We start from the raw sequence: 17,518 nt of genomic DNA, 5'->3' as shown, positions 1-17,518 counted from the left end.
GAAGGGCGGACCGGGGGTACCCGATCCGCCATGTCCGCGGTCAGTTGTGTTCGCGGGCGAGCAGCGGAATGATGGTCTCGCTGTCGGTGACCATCGCGTGCCCCTGGAATTCGAAATCGTCGTAGGCGCGCGCCATTGCCTGCTTATCGCGGCCGCCGACGGCATCGCTGACGATTACCGGCACGAAGCCGAGATCGGTCGAATGGGTGACCGTCGGCGCGATGCCGATCTCCAGTGCGACACCCGTGATCGCGTATGCGCCGATGCCGAGATCGCGCAGCACCGCGGCCAAGGGCGTGCCCTCGAATGCCGACATCGAGGTCTTGTCGAAGATCACCTCATCGGCCGTCGGCCGCAGCTCCGGCACCAGCTCGAAGGCCGGGGTGTCGCGCTGCAGAATGAATTTCACGTCATCGACATTGTCGACCTGCTGCCAGCTCATGGCCATTCGCAGCGCGAAGGTGCCACTGAGGCGGCGCGGCAGGAAGAAATGCCGCAGGAAGATGATCGGATAACCGCCGCGCCGTGCCGCTTCCACCACCCGCGCCACCCGTTCGATGATCTCCGGCCCGTCCGGTAATTGGGAGAGCACACCGACCTGCATGTCGTAGACGATCACCGCCATGCGGTGCGGCGCACACACATCGGCGAGTTCTTCGGGAATGTCCAGTCCGTTGCCATGCCGCATGGTCAGCTCACTCCTGTTCGGGGTACCGATCACGTTCGGGGTACGGCCCGACGGTGATTCGGTTGCGCGATAGCCACTTTCGAAGCGCACCGAGGCCCGCCTCGCCCCAACTGTAACCATGCCGGAAATCGGACACGCACGGCGTCGCCGATGACCGCACGTGACCATTGCTGGGCCTGTGATCAGGCAGTACGGTGGTGGCATTCGAGGCCGGGCGAAGTCGGCGCCGACGCGTCCCCGGCGCACTGTGCGTCGCGCCGCGTCGGAACACTGGAGGCCCCGATGAAAATTTTGTCTGCACCATTCGTCGGCGGTAACCGGAGATCCGGTGCGATATCGTTCCTTATCGTTCTCGCGGTCGTGGCGTTCGCATTCGTGCCCGTTGCCCGAGCTGTGCCGCCGCCCGATCAGGATCCGTTCTACGCGGCATCGGTCGATCTGGGTGCGCAGCCCGACGGCGCCGTACTGCGGACCCGCTCGATCGCTTTGTACGGTCTGCCGCTTCCGGTTTCGGGCTGGCAGGTGCAATACCGGACCAACGCCGGAGATGGTTCGCCGATCGCGGGCATGGCCACCGTGCTGGTGCCTCCCCAACCGTGGTTCGGTCCTGGCCAGCGACCGCTGCTGGCGTATCAGATCGCCGAGGACAGCCTCGCCACCCGGTGTGCGCCCTCATACGCGCTGCGCGGCGGCTGGGATCTCGGCGGCGCGAATAGCTATATCGACACACCGTTCATCGCCGAGGCGCTGCGCCGCGGCTGGGCGGTGGTGGCCAGCGATTACGAGGGGCCGGACTCTCGATTCCTGGACGGCGTCAGCTCCGGCCGTGCGGTGCTCGACGGCATCCGAGCCGCTCGGGCGCTCGCACCGGACGCGGTCGGTCCGGCGAGCCCCATTGGGGCGTGGGGCTATTCGGGCGGTGCCTTCGCTACGCTGTGGGCGGCGCAGCTACAACCGGCGTACGCGCCAGATATCCAGTTCGCCGGAATCACCTCGGGTGGGGTGCCCGCCGATTGGACGGCCATGGCCCATGGTGTCGATGGCACGGTGCAGGCGGGGCTGGCACTGCTCGTATTGATCGCGATAGCTAAGAACGAGCCGAATTCCGGTGTGCCGGAACTGCTCAACGAGCGCGGTCGCATGGCCCTCGCCGAGGACGGCGCGGCCTGTGGTCCGGATCTGGTCTTCAAATACTTCAATGCGCATATGGATGACTTCGCGGCGGTGCCGGATGTGTTGTCTCATCCGGTATTTCGGGCCGCGACCGACCGTCAGGAGCTGGGCGGCAGTGCGCCCGTCATGCCGATGTACCTGTACCACAGCACGACTGACGATGTGATCCCGGTCGCGGGTTTCACCGATCTGGTCGGGCGGTACTGCGCGCAGGGTGCCGATCTCACGTCCGTGCATTCGCCGCTGCCCGGACACAATGTGACAGCCATCGGTGAGGCGCCCGGTGCGATGGGCTTCCTCGCCGACCGCTTCGCGGGTGTCCCGGTTCTCCCCGGCTGCCACGGGTAACAACCGAAAGGGGCGGCGCGCTCGGAGGATTCGTTGCGCGCCGCGTTCGGAGTGCTGTTCGCGGTCCTACTTGACCGGAGCGTCCGTCCATTTGGTGGTGCCGGGCGGGGCGGACAGGGTGTTGAGCAGATCGATGCCCGCGATGATCAGTGTCGGTCCGCCGACGACGAGGGTGCCGATGATGCCGCCGATACCCGCGCCAGCGAGGACGCTGGCGATGACGGTTGGTCCGCCGACGATGCCGGTGAGCCCGACCAGGGCGCCGATCACCGTACCGATAAACCCGCCGATGGCGGTGGCAATGCCGAACTGGGACAGGAAGTTATCCTGCGCGCGCAGATTCTCCCGCGGCGACGCGACGGGCGTGGCCGCCTGCCGCGCCGTCGAGTAGTCCTTGACCGCGGTCAACTCCAGCACCCGGCCCGCGTCGCGGATCTCGTGCGGCATGGCGAACTCCAGACCGTCCTGCCGGAACGACAGCGGCAGCGTGACGATCGTATTGCCCGCGATGTCCTTGACATCCACGGTATTCGCGGACATCTGGAAGGACCCGTTGGTCAGTGTGGTGACGATCTTGTCGCCCACCAGTTTTGCCTCGTACCCGATGTCGGGGACGGGCGCGGCATCCGGCTGCGCATAGGAGGTGCCCGCGCCGACCGCGACAGCGGCGACGATCGGCACGGCTGCCGCGGTGATCTTGCGGAGAATCATTCCGGTGGTCCAATCTTCATCAGGTTTGCAAGCCGTAGCAACGCTCCGCACGCGAAAAATCCTCCCCCCGACGCTGTGCAGAGCCACGATGTGATCTAGAGAACGCACTTCGAGGACACCGTACCGCGTGCAAAAGGTTTAGAGGAATGCTTTTCGGGGTATTCAGAATTGCTTACATGATGAATCTTGTTATAGCTCTTCGCTATTCAGCCAGGCGCTCGGCCGCTACATGACATTGATGGCGCGGGCGATCACCAAGATCACCAAGACCAACGAGATCGCCGATTGCAGCATCATCGTCGCCTTCGCCCACCGCGACATCGGCATCACATCGGTCGGGCTGAACGCGGTCGCGTTGGTGAACGCCAGATACAGATAGTCGAGGAACTGTGGCTCCCAATCGGGTTCGGCCAGGTCCGGGCTCTGCATCTGCACGAAAAGGAAGTCCGGCAACGGCTTTCGCGCGTGCGCGCGCGCCGCAGGTCCGCCGCGATCGAACTCCCAGTACCAGAGTCCGAACACCACCACATTGGTCAACCAGACCGCACCGCCGGAGAGAAGTAGTTCCACAGGCTTGGTGAGGGTCCCATCGATCAGCTGGAACACCAGTCGAGCCGCCGAACCGGCCGTGGCGACACTCAATAGTCCTGTCAGCAGCAGGCTGCCGTTGCGCAGCCAGCGCTCTTCCCGGTTGAGCCGGAACGGATTCGCCACCACCAGCACACCGAGCAACAGGACTTCGAGCACGGGCAGCACCAGCCAGGCGGGCTGCTGTCGCAGTTCCCGCGGCGCGACCTGCAACACCACGATCACCAGCACCGCGAGCGTCGCGGCCCACCGCGATTCACCCTCCGTCTTGCGTTGCCAGGCGGGCACCTCGTCGTCTTGGTCCGGCACAGGGGCCAGTATCGCCGATCAGGTCAGCAGATCCAGGACGACCGCGCCGAGGCAGACCGCGATGACAATCGTCAGCGCGATCGCGTCATTGCGTCCGGGGGCGCTCGGGCGGGCGGTGAGCTGGCCGGTGCCGCCGCGCGCGGTTATGGCCTCGCCCAGTTCGGTTGCCCGGCGGCTGGATACCGCCATGGCGGCGGTGAGGATATCGACCAGCGGATTATCGGCGGCGCGATTGAGGAGGCCGTCCTTCGGGCGCAGTCGGCGGGCCGCGCGCAGCACCCGGATTTCCTCCATCAGCAGTGGCAGTCCGCGCAGCGTCAGCGCGATGACCACGGCCCATTCGTCCACGGGCACGCGGAATCTGCGCAGGGGGGAACCGAGTTTGGCCAGCGCGGGGGCGATATCGCCCATCGGGGTTGTCCAGGCGATCAGGAATGAGGAGGCCAGCAGGATCAGACCGAAGACGGTGACATTGGTGTAGCGCAGCACGGCCTCGCTGCCCACCGGCACATTGAGCAGGGCGCCGACGCCGATCGCCGCCCAGAACCACCACGGCAGGCGCGGCAGTGTGCTCAGCGGCAGTCGGGCCGCCACCCCGATCGCGATCACGAATACCGCCATCAAACCGAGTACCGGCCAGGACGGCAGGAACATCAGCAGCACACTGATCAGGAATGCTCCGATGATCTTGGTTCCGGCCCAGAGACTGTGCACCGGACTGGAAACCGGCACTTGGCGAAACAGCACGGCGCTCATTATCGACCTCCGTTCCCGAGTCGCCAGGCCGGATCGCCGGGGCGCGCTTCGGGCATCGCCGAACGCGAATCCGGCTGGTGGACGGGCACATTTGCGGTATCGCGGATCGGATCGGTCGCCAGTATGCGTCCGGCCTCGAGGTTGACGGTTCGATCGCAGACCGCAGCCATATCGTGCACGTCATGTGAGATGACGATCAGGGTGAGTCCGGAATCACGCAGGCGGGCAAGCAGTTCCACGATTTCGGCGCGGCCGTGCGGGTCCAGTCCGGCCAGCGGCTCGTCGAGCACGACGACCGGCGCGTGGCTGGCCACTATCGCCGCGAGCACCACACGTTTGGCCTGGCCGCCGCTGAGTTGTTCGATGGAGCGCGCGGCGAGCGCGCGATCCAGCCCCACCGCGTCGAGTGCGCGTCCGACGGCGCCGGATCCGGTGGCTCGTCCGCCCCAGTCCGCGATTTCGTCGCCGACCGTCTGTTTCTGCAGTTGCAGGCGGGAGTGCTGGAACGCCAATTCCACCCGGCCGATCTGCTTCGCGATCGGCTTACCGCCCAATTCGCAACGGCCGGAACTGGGTTCGATCAACCCGGCCATGATCCAGGCCAGCGTCGACTTCCCGGAACCATTGCCGCCCACCACGAGTAGCGCCTCGCCGCGTCGAACGGTCAGATCGACGCCGTGTAAAGCCGCTGCGGCCCACGGTGTTCCGTGGTTATAGGTGTGGCGAACGTCGCTCAGCTGCAGGATGGTTTCGCCCATCGGTCGCCGCCGAACCTCGCCGCCCGGTTGCGGCCACGCGGGCAGCCGCTCGACGGTCCGGCCACCGGCCAGATGCACCACCCGGTCGGCGGCGGCCGCATCGGCCTCGTGATGGGTGACCAGCACCACCGCCATCGGATGACGTTTGGGCAGTTCGGCCAGGAGTGCGACCAGATCGCGGCGACCGTCCGGATCGATCATCGAGGTGGCCTCGTCGGCAATGAGCAGCGCTGGTCGGCGGGCCAGAGCGGCCGCAACCGCGAGCCGCTGCTGCTGACCGCCCGAGAGGGTCGCGGTCTCGCGATCGCCCATACCATCCAAGCCGACCTCGCGCAGCAGGCCATCGATATCGACGGCGGCGGCGAGTTCGGTGGACAGACCCCACACCACATCGTCGGCAACGAGCACGCCGAGCGTCTGACTCTCCGGCCGCTGCAGCACCAGCGCGGTGCCGCCCAGGTGGCCGAGGCCTGCCGCGCCGGGACGGTCCACACTGCCGGTGGTCGGCGGCAGTCCGGCGAGCAGTCGGGTCAGTGTCGATTTGCCGGATCCGTTGTGGCCGACGATGGCCACGAATTCGCCGACATTCACAGTCAAATCGATGCCGGACAGCGCATCCACCGCCGCGTCCGGATAGCGGAAGCCGACCTCGCGCAGTCGCACCGGCAGTGGGGCGATGGGCCGGGCATCGGGTGGTGCGTCGAGCCGATCCTGACTGGGCAGCCAGGCCAGTCGGTCGAGGACCGAGCCGAGTACGTACCAGGAGAACACCGCCGTCGCGACGATGCCGACCAGCACACCACCGCCGATCAGCAGCCACCACCAACGGACCGCGGCATCGGCGGCATCGGCGACGCCGCGCCCGAGCGGTTCCAGCTGGGGCTGGCGCGCCGCCGTCCGCTCCAAGCCCTCCGCGGTGCTGCGGATGGTGTTGAACAGCAGATCCCGGGACCGGGACAGTACGAACAGCGAGCCGACGGCGAAGGCCGCGAAGCCGAGACCGGCGATTACCGATAATCCGAGCACCGCGGGCAAGCCGCCACGACGTCGTTTGACGGTGCCGATAATGCCCGCGATGGTGGCCGAGCTGAGGATGCCGAATGCGGGCACCAGGCCCGCCGCGACGAAGCAGACCAGCACGGCCGAACCGGTCGCGGTGATCAGGGCGCGCAACCGATATCGGTGCGCGATCATGGCCAGCGGCACCGCGGCGACCAGTTGCAGCGCCGCGGCGAACGGTATCAGCGCACCGACGGTGACCAGGCCGACGGTCGCGCCGCCGAGCACCGCCCCCACCGCCAATTCGATCGGGCGCAGTGGTCCGCGCTCGGTGGGGCGGGCGGGCAGATCACTCACAGGTCAAGTCTGCCAGGATCCTGTGCACAGTTCGTGTGGTCTTTCTGTGGAGACCGTGAGCGTCAGGCGACCCGGGTGAGCTGGTAATCGGCGGCGTTCAGCTTGCGCACGCGACGGCGATAGGCGAGCTGCGGACCTGGCCAGTTATTCGTGATCCGGCCCGACGCGGTGCGGTACCAGCTGGAACAGAAGTTCCACGGTGTGCGCGCGAGACGTTGCTGGACCGCGGTATTGAATCGCGCCTCCGCCTCGGGACGCACCTCGAGCACGTGGCCGGGACGTTCGGCGAGCAGCTGGACGGCCTGGCGGATATAGCGGGCTTGCGATTCGATCATGTAGATGATCGAGCCGACGCCGAGATTGGTATTCGGTCCGTAGACGAGGAACAGATTCGGGAAGTCGGGCACGGTAATGCCGTAGTAGGCGTGCGCGCCGCCCTGCCAGGCGTCGGAGAGCTTGCGGCCCGCGCGGCCGTAGATATTCATGGGCCAGAGGAATTCGGTGCCCTTGAACCCGGTGCCGTAGATGATCACCTCGGCTTCGTGCACCGTGCCGTCGGCGGTGCGCACGCCATTCGGCACGATGTCGGTAATGGCGGTGGTCTCGACCCGCACATTCGGTTCGAGCAGCGCCGGGTAGTAGTCATTGGAGAACAGTCCGCGCTTACAGCCGATCGGATAGTCGGGGGTGAGCTCGGCGCGCAGTCGTGGATCCGGGACCTGCTTTTCCAGATGCTTCGACGCGATCCGCCCGACCAGCCTTGCGATCCACGGGAATTCGACCAGGCCGAGCGCGATGAATTCGGCGATGGCCCACCAGCCGAAGCGTTCGACGAGCAATGCGCCGGGCAGTCGCGCGAAGAGTTTGTGCTGGATCGGGGTGTAGTCGGTATCGAATTTGGGCAGCACCCAGGCCGGTGTGCGCTGGAACAGCGTGAGGTGTGCGACCTGCGGCTGGATCTGCGGAATGTATTGGATGGCGCTGGCGCCGGTGCCGATGCAGGCGACGCGTTTACCGGCCAGCTCGACGCCGTGATCCCATTGGGCGGAATGGAAGGCCTGACCGGTGAAGGTGTCGATGCCGGGAATGTTCGGCAGGGCTGGTCGGGACAATTGGCCGACCGCGGAGATGAGCACGTCGGCGGTTCGGGCCGTGCCGTCCTTGGTCCGTACGGTCCAGCGGCCGGAAGCGTCGTCGAATTCGGCATCGGTAACTTCCGCGCCGAAATGGATCGCCTCCAGCAGTCGGTGCCGCTGGGCGACCCCGCGCAGATAGTCGTGGATCGCCGCCTGTCCGGAATAGCGCTGCGGCCAGTCCGGCTTGGGCTCATAGGAGAACGAGTACAGCGGCGACGGCACATCGCAGGCCGCGCCGGGATAGGTGTTCTCCCGCCAGACCCCGCCGATGTCGGTGCCCCGCTCCAGGATGGTGATATCGTCGAAACCGTTGCGCCGCAATTCGATTGCCATCCCGATGCCGCCGAAACCGGCGCCGATGATGATGACCGATGGCCGCTCGCCAGCTGTCATATGTGGCACTCCTCACACCGCTGTAGATGAGTTCCACTCTAAGACTGCCGGTCGTACGGGTCGGCATATAGAGATTTTCGGCCATAATGTGCGCTGTGGAGCGGGTACAGGATCCGGGCATCCGCGACTGGAACTTTCCGCGCGGCATCGCCAGCGTGGCACTCATGGTCGGCTATGCCGGCGAGCAGGGCGTGCCGGTCGCGCGCATGCTCGCCGGAACCGGGCTGACCGAGGCCATGCTGCACGATCCGGACGCGCAGATCGACGCGCGCATCGAACTCGCCGTCATCCGCAATCTCGTCCGCGAACTCGCCGATAGACCCGCGCTCGGTGTCGAGATCGGCCGCCGCTATCGGATCACCACCTTCGGCATCTTCGGCTTCGCGTGCGTCAGCAGTCCGACGCTCGGTGAGGCCATCTCGTTCGCGCTGCGCTATCTGGAGCTGAGCTTCACCTTCTGCCTGCCCGTCGCGGAATGGGGGGAGGGCGAATTCATCGCCTGGGTGCACGACGAATCGATTCCGGCCGATGTGCGCCAATTCCTGGTCGAACGCGATGTGACCGCCATGCACCAGGTGATGAGCGATCTGATCGGTAAACAGCTGCCGCTCACCAGAGCCGAATTCCGTTTTCCTGAGCCGACTTACGTCGATCGGATCATGGAGGTCACCCAGGTGCTGCCGCGTTTCGGGCGGCCGCGCAATCTGTTCACCATCGATCCGGCAATGCTGGAACAGCCACTGCCGCAGGCGAATGAGCACACCCGGGCCATGTGCCTCGCGCAATGCCGGGATCTGGTGGACCGCCGCCGCGCCCGCACGGGTATCGCGGCCGAGGTGCGCGAACTCCTGGTGCCCGGTGGTGCGGACGGATTTGCCGCCCCACGCGGAATCGATTCCGTCGCACGCGATCTCAATATGAGCACCCGCACCCTGCGCCGCCATCTCGATGCCGCTGGCACCAGCTATCGCGCACTGCTGGACGAGGTGCGCCGCGCACTCGCCGAGGAAATGCTCACCGCCACACCGCTTTCGGTGAGCGATGTGGCCATCCGGCTCGGCTATGCCGAGTCATCCACCTTCATCTACGCCTTCAAGCGCTGGACCGGCGCGACACCGGCCGCCTACCGCCGCGAACGCGCCGTGCGGCGCTAACTCGGCTGCACGCCGATCCAGCCGTCCATCGCGACATTGCGGAAATGCGTTGTGATGCGGTGGTTTTCTTCGATGACATGCAGCGCGACGGCCGGATCCGGCGCGTAGTCCATGACGCGATGGGGGAGTTCGAGTTCCCACTCCCCGCCGAGTACGGAGGCGGTGCTCGGCGCGATCAGCAGCGGGCGGCCCGCGAAAGTGGTCGCGGCGGCGGAGTGCGCATGTCCGGTGACGACGCCGACAATGCGTTCGTCGGCGGCGACCACCTCGGCCAATTTCTCGGGTTCGGCCAGCGAGATCTCATCGACGACCGGACTGAACAGATGTGCGGGCGGATGGTGCAGTGCAAGCAGTATGGGTGCGTCGGCGGGTGCGGCGAGGAGTACGCCGCGCAGCCAGTCGTAGGTTTCCTCGCTGAGTCGGCCGCCGGGTTCGCCGGGGACGCTCGAATCCAGCAGTGCCACGGTCAGATCGCCGACCCGGTGTGCGTGGTTGATCGGCGCGGTCGATGCGGCTTCGCCGAGGAGGGTCGTGCGGAAGGCGGCGCGGTCGTCGTGATTGCCGGGCAGGGTGTAGACCGGAATATCGGCGTCGAGTGCGACGCGCGCCTCGGCGTACTGCTCGGGTTCACCCGAATCGGTGATATCGCCGGTCACCAGGATGGCATCGGGCCTGCGTCGCAGCTCGGCGAGATAGGCCATGACTCGCTCGGCGCGTTCGGCATTGCGGGTGCCGAGATCGAAATGGGTATCGCTGACCTGAGCCACCAGGATCATCGGCGTTCGCTTTCTCTGGGGGATCGCTCCATTGCGTCAGAGTGTGCCCGCATCGTGTGCCGGCACCTCTTCAGGCTAGATGACCTGCGGGTTCCGCGTCGTCATGAGGCTGGCCACCGGTAGAAGGCCGCGGGGTCGGAAGTGGTCGCGCGCACAACGGGTCAGCTCGACGGGTCGACGACCGAGGCCCACAGCGTCTGCAGGGACCGCAGGAACGACTTGCGATCGGCGGCGGGGAGCTGGGACAGCAGTCGGTTCTCCTGCTCCTGGATATCGCGTTGCGCCTGGTCGCGGCTGGTCCGACCGGCCGGGGTGAGCGATATCAGGCGTGCGCGCCGGTCGGCCGGATCGGGATCGCGGCGGATGAGGCCGCGCTGCTGGAGTTCGTCGAGCGTGCCGATGATGCGCGTCTTATCCGCACGGATCTTCTTGGCCAGCGCGGCCTGGGTGTAGACGGGTTCGTCGCCGAGTCCGAGCAGGACCACATAGCCCCACATGGTCAGGCCGTGCCGCTCGAGTATGGGCAGTTCCGCCGCGGCGAGGGCGCGGCCGAGCGGCGCGATCATCGCGGCGAGATCGGGGCGCTTTTCCGGCATAGATAGAAAATACCGCTTGGATTATGATAGGCATGAGCTTACGATAAGCATGAGCGTATTAATTTGGACGTATCGAGAGGACAGCGATGACCACCGATTCCGACACCGCCGCCGAGCTGCAAACCCTCAAATCGCTGGGGACACAGGTCGATCTGATCGCCCTCGATGCCAAGGCCGTGCGCACCAGCATCGAAGTTGTTTCCCAGCTGACCGCCGCCGATCTGGCCAAGCCGACGCCCTGCGCCGGGTGGACGCTGCACGGATTGCTGGCGCACATGATCACCCAGCACTACGGCTTCGCGGCCGCTTCCCGCGGCGAGGGCGACCTGTCGCTGTGGCGGTTGCGCCCTCTCGGCGCGGACCCGGTCGCGGACTACCGTGCCGCCGCCGAACATGTACTGGCATCCTTCGCCGAGGACGGCGTGCTCGACCGAACCTTCCCACTGCCGGAATTCACCCGCGCCTTCGAATTCTCCGGAGCCGAAGCGGTCAGTTTCCACTTCATCGACTATGTCGTGCACTCCTGGGACGTGGCCCGAACCCTCGGTCGCACAGTGCATTTCGATGACGATCTGCTCGCGGTCGCGCTATCGGTAGCCGAGGTCGTCCCGGGCGGTCCGGCCCGCCTGGCTCCCGGTTCGGCCTTCGGTCCGGTGATCACCTGGTCCGGTGACTCGGTGCTCGACGAGATCGTCGCCATGCTCGGGCGCTCCCCGAGCTGGCCCGCGTAGTCCATGCTCGACTGATGGAATGGCGGTTATTCCGTGCATGTCCCCTGAGACGTGCGCGGTGGTGAACCTGGGCGCGCGACTGCCCCTTCGCTTGCGCTCGGGTGATTGCCGCTCGCGCAGATCCCGCACGCCGTTGCTGCGGCACATCGGCTCGGCGCACCACTGATGCGACGAATATCGGTGCCGCCGATGTCGATTCGGACGGTTAGCGGTCGCGCTACAGGTTGCACGGAATTCGGGTGTTCGGTGCGGTCGGAAAGAGCGTGAGCAGCGCCGGACCGGCTGCCTGAGGACTGCTGCACGTGGCTGCTGTGCCACATCCGGTCAGGCGCATGGGCGGGGTACGGCTGGACGGGGGCCTATTCGGTTGGGGGGAACGGGGATTCGCTTGTGCGCAGCAGGTTGTCGGCGTGTTGGAGGAGGGCTTCGGCGTCGGGGTCGGGTTGGAGCGGATGCCAGAAGTCGAGGGTTGGGGTTGCGCGGAGGGCGAGGGTCGGGGGTGTGCGCCAGGGGGCGGCCAGGGCGAGTTGCCAGGAGTGCAGGTAGGTGCGGTCGAGTCGGGCGGATTTGTCGAATAGCGGGTCGCCGACGATGGGGTGTCCGATCCAGGCGAGGTGTACCCGGATCTGGTGGCGGCGACCGGTGATCGGGCGGACCGCGAGCAGGGTGTGGGTGTCGGTGCGCAGGACCGTTGTGAACCGGGTTGTCGACGGATAGTTCTTGGTGGCCAATAGATCCGCGTCATCGACGAACCAGCGACCCGTCTGCTCGCGAATGGACTCGCGGGGCGCGGCGATCCGCACCCGGTTCTTGCGGCCGACACTGAGCGGCAGCTCGATGACGCCGCGATCGGGCAGGCCGGTCGATTCGACGATCGCCAGATAGACCTTCTCGGCCGTCTGCTTATTGAACTGCCTGGTCAGCTGCCCGTGCGCGCCCAGATCCTTGGCCAGCAGCACCAGTCCGGAGGTCACCTTGTCGATCCGGTGTACCGGATACAGCTTTTCCCCCACCGCGGCCGCAGCCTCGACGATATCGCTGTCGTGCCGCTCCCCGGTGACCGAAATCCCGGCGGGCTTGTTCAACGCCAGCACCGCCGCGTCCTCCTCGATAACGCAGCTCTTCCGCAACTCGGCCCACTCGAACTCCACCGAATGAGCTTAGGTCGTGCGTTACCGGTGCTTGCCGTTGCGCAGCATGTGGGATGCAGGTGGCGAGCTCAGGTGGCGCGTTACCGGTGCTCGCTGTTGCGGCGGAGCCTGTGGGCCGCGGGTGGCGCGTTACCGGTGCTCGCTGTTGCGGCGCAGGGTGCGGGCCGCTGGCGGGAGCTCGGGTCGTGCGTTACCGGTGCTTGCCGTTGCGGCGCAGGGTGTGGGGGCGCAGGCGGTTGAACCCGCGGACGCGCACACTGCGCAGATTGCGAATATCGAATTCCGGATTGCCATCCAGGGCCGCGGCGGCCTCGTCGTCGACGAGTACGGTGCCGGGCCGGGCGACACCGGTGAGCCGTGAGGCGATATTGACCACCGAACCGTACAGATCGCCGAAGCGCTGCAGCACCGGCCCGTATGCCACGGCGACCCGCAGCTCCGGCGTGCCGCCGACCATCATCGTGCTCTCCTGGATGGCCAGCGCGATCCGGGCCGCATCGGTCGGATCCTCGGCCGCGAACATGACCTCGTCGCCGACATTCTTGATGACCCAGCCGCCGTTCTCGGTGATCGCGGCGGTGGTGGTGGATTCGAATGCCTCCAGCAGCATGGACAGTTCGTCCGGGTGCAGATGCCTGGTGAGCCGGGTGTAGCCGACCATATCGGCGAAGCCGACCGCCAACTCGCGCACCGCCTCGCCCGCGGTGGTACCCGGATCGAGGGAACGGGCCAGCGCCGCGGCGAGGTGGCGACGCCACGCATAGATATTGAGCTGTTCGAGCGTGGAGATGGCCGCCTCGGTGGCGGCGCGGGCGGTTTCGGCCGGGTCGGTGCCGGGCGCGGCCTCGGCCATCCGAGCGCTGATTTCGGCGAGCACCATGTCGACCTGCCATTCGGCCAGGCGTGCCATGCCCTGGCCGAGGGTGCGCGCGGTGGCGGCCTGCTGCCGGGAGTCCGCCGAGGCGAGCACATTGAGCGCGCGGAAGTTGCGCACCGCGGCGATATCGGCATCGGCATAGTCGACGGCGGCATCGTCGAGACCGGCCGGGAAACCGAGTGCCATCCACAGCCGCTTGGTCAGGTCGGTGCTGGCCCCGGATTGTTCGGCGACCTCGGTCCGGTTGTAGCGGCGCGGTCCGTCGAGCAGATACGACTCCACGACCGACTCGACCAGCTCGGATATCTCGGTGGGAACCATGATCGGTACCTTACGGGCCGAGCGCTCGCCCATGGCGGCAACGGACCAGGTGACAGTTACCGCGGTCCGGGACTGTGACCGGTCACAATCAGCTCAGGTGCAGCCACTGCCCGGTCGACGGCACACCCTGATCATTCACGACGAACACCAGGTACCAGCCCGGCGGCGCGAGCGCCGGATTCGACGGCAGCGTGATGGTCACCGAATCCGGTGCGGTGCTGGTGAATTCGAGATCGATCAGGCGTTGCTCGTTATCGGAGGAGTGGGTGCACGCACCGGGGCGGACGAGATTCACCTCGCGCAGGGCGGCGGCCGTGGTCGCGGTAACGGTCGCGCCATAGGCGACGGTGTCGGTCGCCAGCGCGAGCTGTGGCCGCCCGCCTTGGAAAAGGTAAGGCGGCCAATAGGTTTCGATGCGCAATTCCTCGGTCTTGCGCGCCGGATTGGAACCCGCGGTGATCACCTTGCCGTCGGGGGTGAGCAGGGCGACGGAGTGGTACAGCCGAGGCACCCGACAAGGTGCGGTGTGCATCCAGGTGCCCATCGCCGGATCGAAGATCTCGGCGTGTGGCGGTGCGTCGTGCGCCATCTCCTCCATGCCGGAACCGCCGGTGGCCAGCACCGTTCGATCCGGGAGCAAGACCGCGCTCAGATGCATTCTGGCATAATCCATCGGCGGCGCCGGTTGGTATTCCGGTGTCGCCGAGGTCAGATCGACGATCCTGGTATCGGCCAAAGCCGGTGCGGGACTGTGCATATCGTATCCACCGCCGCCGAGAATCATGACCCGCTGTTGCTGCGCGGGTGGCAGCAGCACGCTCGCCGACTGATTGCGCGATCCCGGATCGGTGAGACCGGGCACCTCGACGGTGCCGCCCGTTGCCGGATCCCAAATCGACGGCCGCATACCGTTATTCGCACCGTATTGGCTGCCGGTGTAGAACAACCTGCCATCGGCGAGCAGTACGAGATGGCCGTACATCGGGATCGGACCGGGAGATGGCAGCTGGGACCAGGTTTCGGTGGCCGCGTCGAAGAGTTCCGGAATGACGGATAGGAAGTTGTCGGCGCCCAGACCCGATACCGCGACGATATCGCCGCTCGGCAGCGGGGCCAGCGATGGATACCAGCGGCCGAACGCCATATCCGGCTCGGCATTCCAGGTCAGCGTCGCCGGATCGAAGATCAAGGCGTCCTTCAGTCCGTAGAACGGGTCGTAGCGTTCGGTGCCGCCCGCGGCGAGCAGTCTTCCGTCGGGCAGGAATGCCTGGCCGACGCAGAACAGGTCGATCGGTGTCTGGGGTGCGCTCAAGCCCGGTCGCGGGTAATGCCAGACGCGCGTGCGGAATTCGTGCGCATCGTGGCGGTCCGGATCATTGCCGGAACCGGCGAAGAACAGCACGTCACCGGTGTGCAGTACGGCGGCGTGCACCGGGTTGATCTCGGTGCCGAAATCGAGAATGCGCCACAGGCCCAGATGTGGCGCGTGTGTCAGATCGGTTTCCAGCTCGAGCACGCGCAGATAACCGGCATTGACGCCATCGGGTGCGTCGATGGTGAAGACGACCAGTTCTGGAAGTGAGCCGTCGTGCGGTAGCAAAGCCAGTGCCGCGCCTTGGTTTTCGCCGAATCCCCACTCGGTCTCGGTCCACCCGCTCCAACCGTCGACCGCGTGCCCGGACCCTTCCAGGCCCCAGCCGATGGTGTACACACCGGCATTCGCGCCCTCGGGATTGTCCACCGCGAAGACGATCAGTTCCGGCCTGCCATCGCCGTCCAGATCCGCGGCCGTGATGCCCGCGCCCTGGTTCTCCCAGCTGTACCAGTCCGGCACCGTCACCCACGGCGTCCATTCGTCGACCGCGCCGTCCGCGGTCAGTCCCTTGGCCAGCCGGAACTGTCCGCTGTTCTGGCCCGGCGGATTGTCCACCGTCAAGACGACCAGGGTCAGCTGCCCATCGACGGACGTGAGGCAGATATCGGCGCCCTGGTTTTCCCAGCCGTACCAATCCGGCACCGCGGTCCACGGCGTCCAGCCGCCCGTCACGGTGCCGTCGTCGGCCAGATCGCGCCCGATCCGGTAGCGGCCCTGGTTCTGGCCGGGTGGGTTGTCCACGACGAACACCACGAGATCGGGACGGCCGTTGCCGCTGAGATCGCCGATCGCGATGCCAGCGCCCTGGTTCTCCCAGCCATACCAGTCCGGCACCGGCAGCCACGGTCCCCAACTCTTCGTAGAGCCGTCGGGGGCCAGCCCCATGCCTACCCGATACGACGCGGTGTTCTGACCAGCCGGGTTGTCCACCATGAGTACGGCGACATCCAGCGCGCCGTCACCATCGATATCCGCGATCGCGATCCCGCAATCCTGGTTCTCCCAGGCGAACCAGTCGGGTACCGGAACGAATTGTCCTGCCACGCAATACATCGTCGTCCCGAACGCGCCATCTCGCGCGTCGTATGCCGAAGTTGTCCGTTGATGTGGGCTACGGCTGCTGGTAAGGCAGTAGGGATTCCCTGGACCAGGTGAGAGTGCCCGCAGCCAGATCGGCGATAACGGCGTCGAGCCAACGCAATTCGGCCTCGGTGACCGCGCGCTGGTACTCGTCCTCCAGCATCACCACCCTTGGCAGTCGCATCGCGGCGGCCTGCTTCGCATCGGCATCCATCTCGGCGAGCTTGGCGCGCACCGACTTTGCGCGCCGGTCCAGTTCGGTGCGGGCACCCTCGGGGCCGAGCAGCATCAGGAACGACAGTGCCGCAGGGAATTCCGGATACTCGTTGCGTGGTTCGCCGATCATCTCGGCCAGCCAATTCGCGCAGGCCGAACGGCCCGCATCGGTGATCTCGTAGACGGTCCGCTCCGGATATTGCTGGTCGCGGCCGGTTTCGCGGACAGTGACCAGTCCGGCCTCCTGCAGCCTGCCGATCGTTTTGTAGAGCGCGGCGCGTTGGGTGACATTGACGACCTTGTCCTTGCCCCACTCCTTGATCCGTCGCTGGATCGCATAGGGGTGCATCGGTTCGAGATGCAGGATGCCGAGCAGCGCCATCGCCAGGGGCGAGCGCTTGAACTGCGTCGATGCCGTCATATCACCATTCTAGTGGTGCTCCGGCAACTAGGTTCAGAAAAACTAGTTGCAAAGAAACTAGTGTGTATGCCACTATTGGTTCACCAGCGGAAAGCCGCCCGAGAGGATCAAAAAATGACCGCAAAGACCGCCACCCGGATCCACGTCGACCACGAGACCGTCAAGCGCCTCGGCAACTGGACCGCCGCCGATACCTTCGACATCACCGCCCGCTACGGCAGTGTGGTGATCGACCTGCGCTCGCCGCAGATCACCGGCGACGGCGAGATCGTCGTGCACGCCGATCTCGATCACGCCATGGTGAAACTGCTCGTCTCGGATGACGCCGTCATCGACCACACCGAACTGCACTGGACCGGCCGCGGCCGGGTAAAGGATTTCGCGCGGCCACAGGGTGCCGCGGGTCGCGTCATCCGCCTCGTCGGCACCAGCAACCGCAGCGAATTCCGGGTGCACCGTGCGGGCATCGCCGTGCTGTCGGCGATGTTCTCGCGGGAGTTCTTCGAGGATGTGCGGCGGGCGCATCGCGAAGGCACGCATCCGACCGTTGCCGATCCGGCCAACGCCCCGCGTTGATCGGCTTCAATTGCCGAAATCCGGTTGC

At 66.3% G+C, this 17,518-nt stretch carries 16 protein-coding genes; 4 read left to right on the top strand and 12 right to left on the bottom strand.

Annotated elements, in window-relative coordinates; translation table 11 throughout:
* Positions 1–40 precede the first annotated feature (40 nt).
* Positions 41–688, bottom strand: a complete 648-nt coding sequence (locus tag ACQP1T_RS35710) for a cysteine hydrolase family protein (RefSeq protein WP_433757387.1) — start codon at positions 686–688, stop codon at positions 41–43.
* A 282-nt stretch (positions 689–970) separates the two neighbouring features.
* On the opposite strand from ACQP1T_RS35710, the gene ACQP1T_RS35705 reads away from it, so the two are divergent.
* Positions 971–2,209, top strand: a complete 1,239-nt coding sequence (locus tag ACQP1T_RS35705) for a lipase family protein (protein ID WP_433757386.1) — start codon at positions 971–973, stop codon at positions 2,207–2,209.
* Between the two features lie 66 nt (positions 2,210–2,275).
* Here ACQP1T_RS35705 and ACQP1T_RS35700 read toward each other — a convergent pair whose 3' ends face one another.
* The 5 genes from ACQP1T_RS35700 to ACQP1T_RS35680 all read right to left on the bottom strand — a co-directional run bounded on the left by ACQP1T_RS35700 (position 2,276) and on the right by ACQP1T_RS35680 (position 8,216).
* Complete coding sequence (locus ACQP1T_RS35700; protein WP_433757385.1) at positions 2,276–2,920, bottom strand: ammonium transporter; 645 nt, start codon at positions 2,918–2,920, stop codon at positions 2,276–2,278.
* Positions 2,921–3,145: 225 nt separating this feature from the next.
* Positions 3,146–3,817: a hypothetical protein gene (locus ACQP1T_RS35695; protein ID WP_433757384.1), complete on the bottom strand. Its 672-nt coding sequence runs from the start codon at positions 3,815–3,817 to the stop codon at positions 3,146–3,148.
* Positions 3,818–3,835: 18 nt separating this feature from the next.
* The gene (locus ACQP1T_RS35690; RefSeq protein ID WP_433757383.1) at positions 3,836–4,573 is read right to left on the bottom strand and encodes an energy-coupling factor transporter transmembrane component T family protein; all 738 of its coding nucleotides are present in this window, start codon (positions 4,571–4,573) and stop codon (positions 3,836–3,838) included.
* Positions 4,573–6,687: an ABC transporter ATP-binding protein gene (locus ACQP1T_RS35685; RefSeq protein WP_433757382.1), complete on the bottom strand. Its 2,115-nt coding sequence runs from the start codon at positions 6,685–6,687 to the stop codon at positions 4,573–4,575. Before ACQP1T_RS35685 ends, ACQP1T_RS35690 begins: the two co-directional genes overlap by 1 nt.
* Before the next feature lie 62 nt (positions 6,688–6,749).
* Positions 6,750–8,216, bottom strand: coding sequence for a flavin-containing monooxygenase (locus ACQP1T_RS35680; RefSeq protein ID WP_433757381.1), 1,467 nt, complete (start codon positions 8,214–8,216; stop codon positions 6,750–6,752).
* Positions 8,217–8,311: 95 nt separating this feature from the next.
* Between ACQP1T_RS35680 and ACQP1T_RS35675 the strand changes: the two genes are divergently transcribed.
* Positions 8,312–9,370 (top strand): AraC family transcriptional regulator, encoded by a 1,059-nt coding sequence (locus ACQP1T_RS35675; protein WP_433757380.1) that lies wholly within the window; start codon positions 8,312–8,314, stop codon positions 9,368–9,370.
* On the opposite strand, the gene ACQP1T_RS35670 is transcribed toward ACQP1T_RS35675, so the two are convergent.
* Together ACQP1T_RS35670 and ACQP1T_RS35665 are read right to left on the bottom strand one after the other, a co-directional pair.
* Positions 9,367–10,146 carry a metallophosphoesterase gene (locus ACQP1T_RS35670; protein ID WP_433757379.1) on the bottom strand — a complete coding sequence of 260 codons (780 nt, stop codon included), beginning with the start codon at positions 10,144–10,146 and terminating at the stop codon, positions 9,367–9,369. The genes ACQP1T_RS35675 and ACQP1T_RS35670 overlap by 4 nt on opposite strands.
* A 161-nt stretch (positions 10,147–10,307) precedes the next feature.
* Positions 10,308–10,742, bottom strand: coding sequence for a MarR family winged helix-turn-helix transcriptional regulator (locus tag ACQP1T_RS35665; protein WP_433757378.1), 435 nt, complete (start codon positions 10,740–10,742; stop codon positions 10,308–10,310).
* Between the two features lie 86 nt (positions 10,743–10,828).
* On the opposite strand from ACQP1T_RS35665, the gene ACQP1T_RS35660 reads away from it, so the two are divergent.
* Positions 10,829–11,473: a TIGR03086 family metal-binding protein gene (locus tag ACQP1T_RS35660; protein ID WP_433757377.1), complete on the top strand. Its 645-nt coding sequence runs from the start codon at positions 10,829–10,831 to the stop codon at positions 11,471–11,473.
* 359 nt (positions 11,474–11,832) lie between these two features.
* Here the strand turns inward: ACQP1T_RS35660 and ACQP1T_RS35655 are convergent, their stop codons facing one another.
* The 4 genes from ACQP1T_RS35655 to ACQP1T_RS35640 form a co-directional block, all read right to left on the bottom strand.
* Positions 11,833–12,624: an RluA family pseudouridine synthase gene (locus ACQP1T_RS35655; protein WP_433757376.1), complete on the bottom strand. Its 792-nt coding sequence runs from the start codon at positions 12,622–12,624 to the stop codon at positions 11,833–11,835.
* Positions 12,625–12,814: 190 nt separating this feature from the next.
* Positions 12,815–13,822 (bottom strand): adenylate/guanylate cyclase domain-containing protein, encoded by a 1,008-nt coding sequence (locus ACQP1T_RS35650; protein WP_433757375.1) that lies wholly within the window; start codon positions 13,820–13,822, stop codon positions 12,815–12,817.
* Positions 13,823–13,910: 88 nt separating this feature from the next.
* Entirely contained in the window at positions 13,911–16,241 is a 2,331-nt protein-coding gene (locus ACQP1T_RS35645; protein ID WP_433757374.1) for a galactose oxidase-like domain-containing protein, read from the bottom strand.
* A gap of 67 nt (positions 16,242–16,308) precedes the next feature.
* Complete coding sequence (locus tag ACQP1T_RS35640; RefSeq protein WP_433757373.1) at positions 16,309–16,914, bottom strand: PadR family transcriptional regulator; 606 nt, start codon at positions 16,912–16,914, stop codon at positions 16,309–16,311.
* Between the two features lie 114 nt (positions 16,915–17,028).
* On the opposite strand from ACQP1T_RS35640, the gene ACQP1T_RS35635 reads away from it, so the two are divergent.
* The gene (locus ACQP1T_RS35635; protein ID WP_433757372.1) at positions 17,029–17,490 is read left to right on the top strand and encodes a hypothetical protein; all 462 of its coding nucleotides are present in this window, start codon (positions 17,029–17,031) and stop codon (positions 17,488–17,490) included.
* Positions 17,491–17,518: the final 28 nt, after the last annotated feature.

This window comes from Nocardia sp. CA-135398 (assembly GCF_050955845.1).
Lineage (GTDB): Bacteria > Actinomycetota > Actinomycetes > Mycobacteriales > Mycobacteriaceae > Nocardia.
This window is presented reverse-complemented; position numbering and strand designations above follow the sequence as displayed.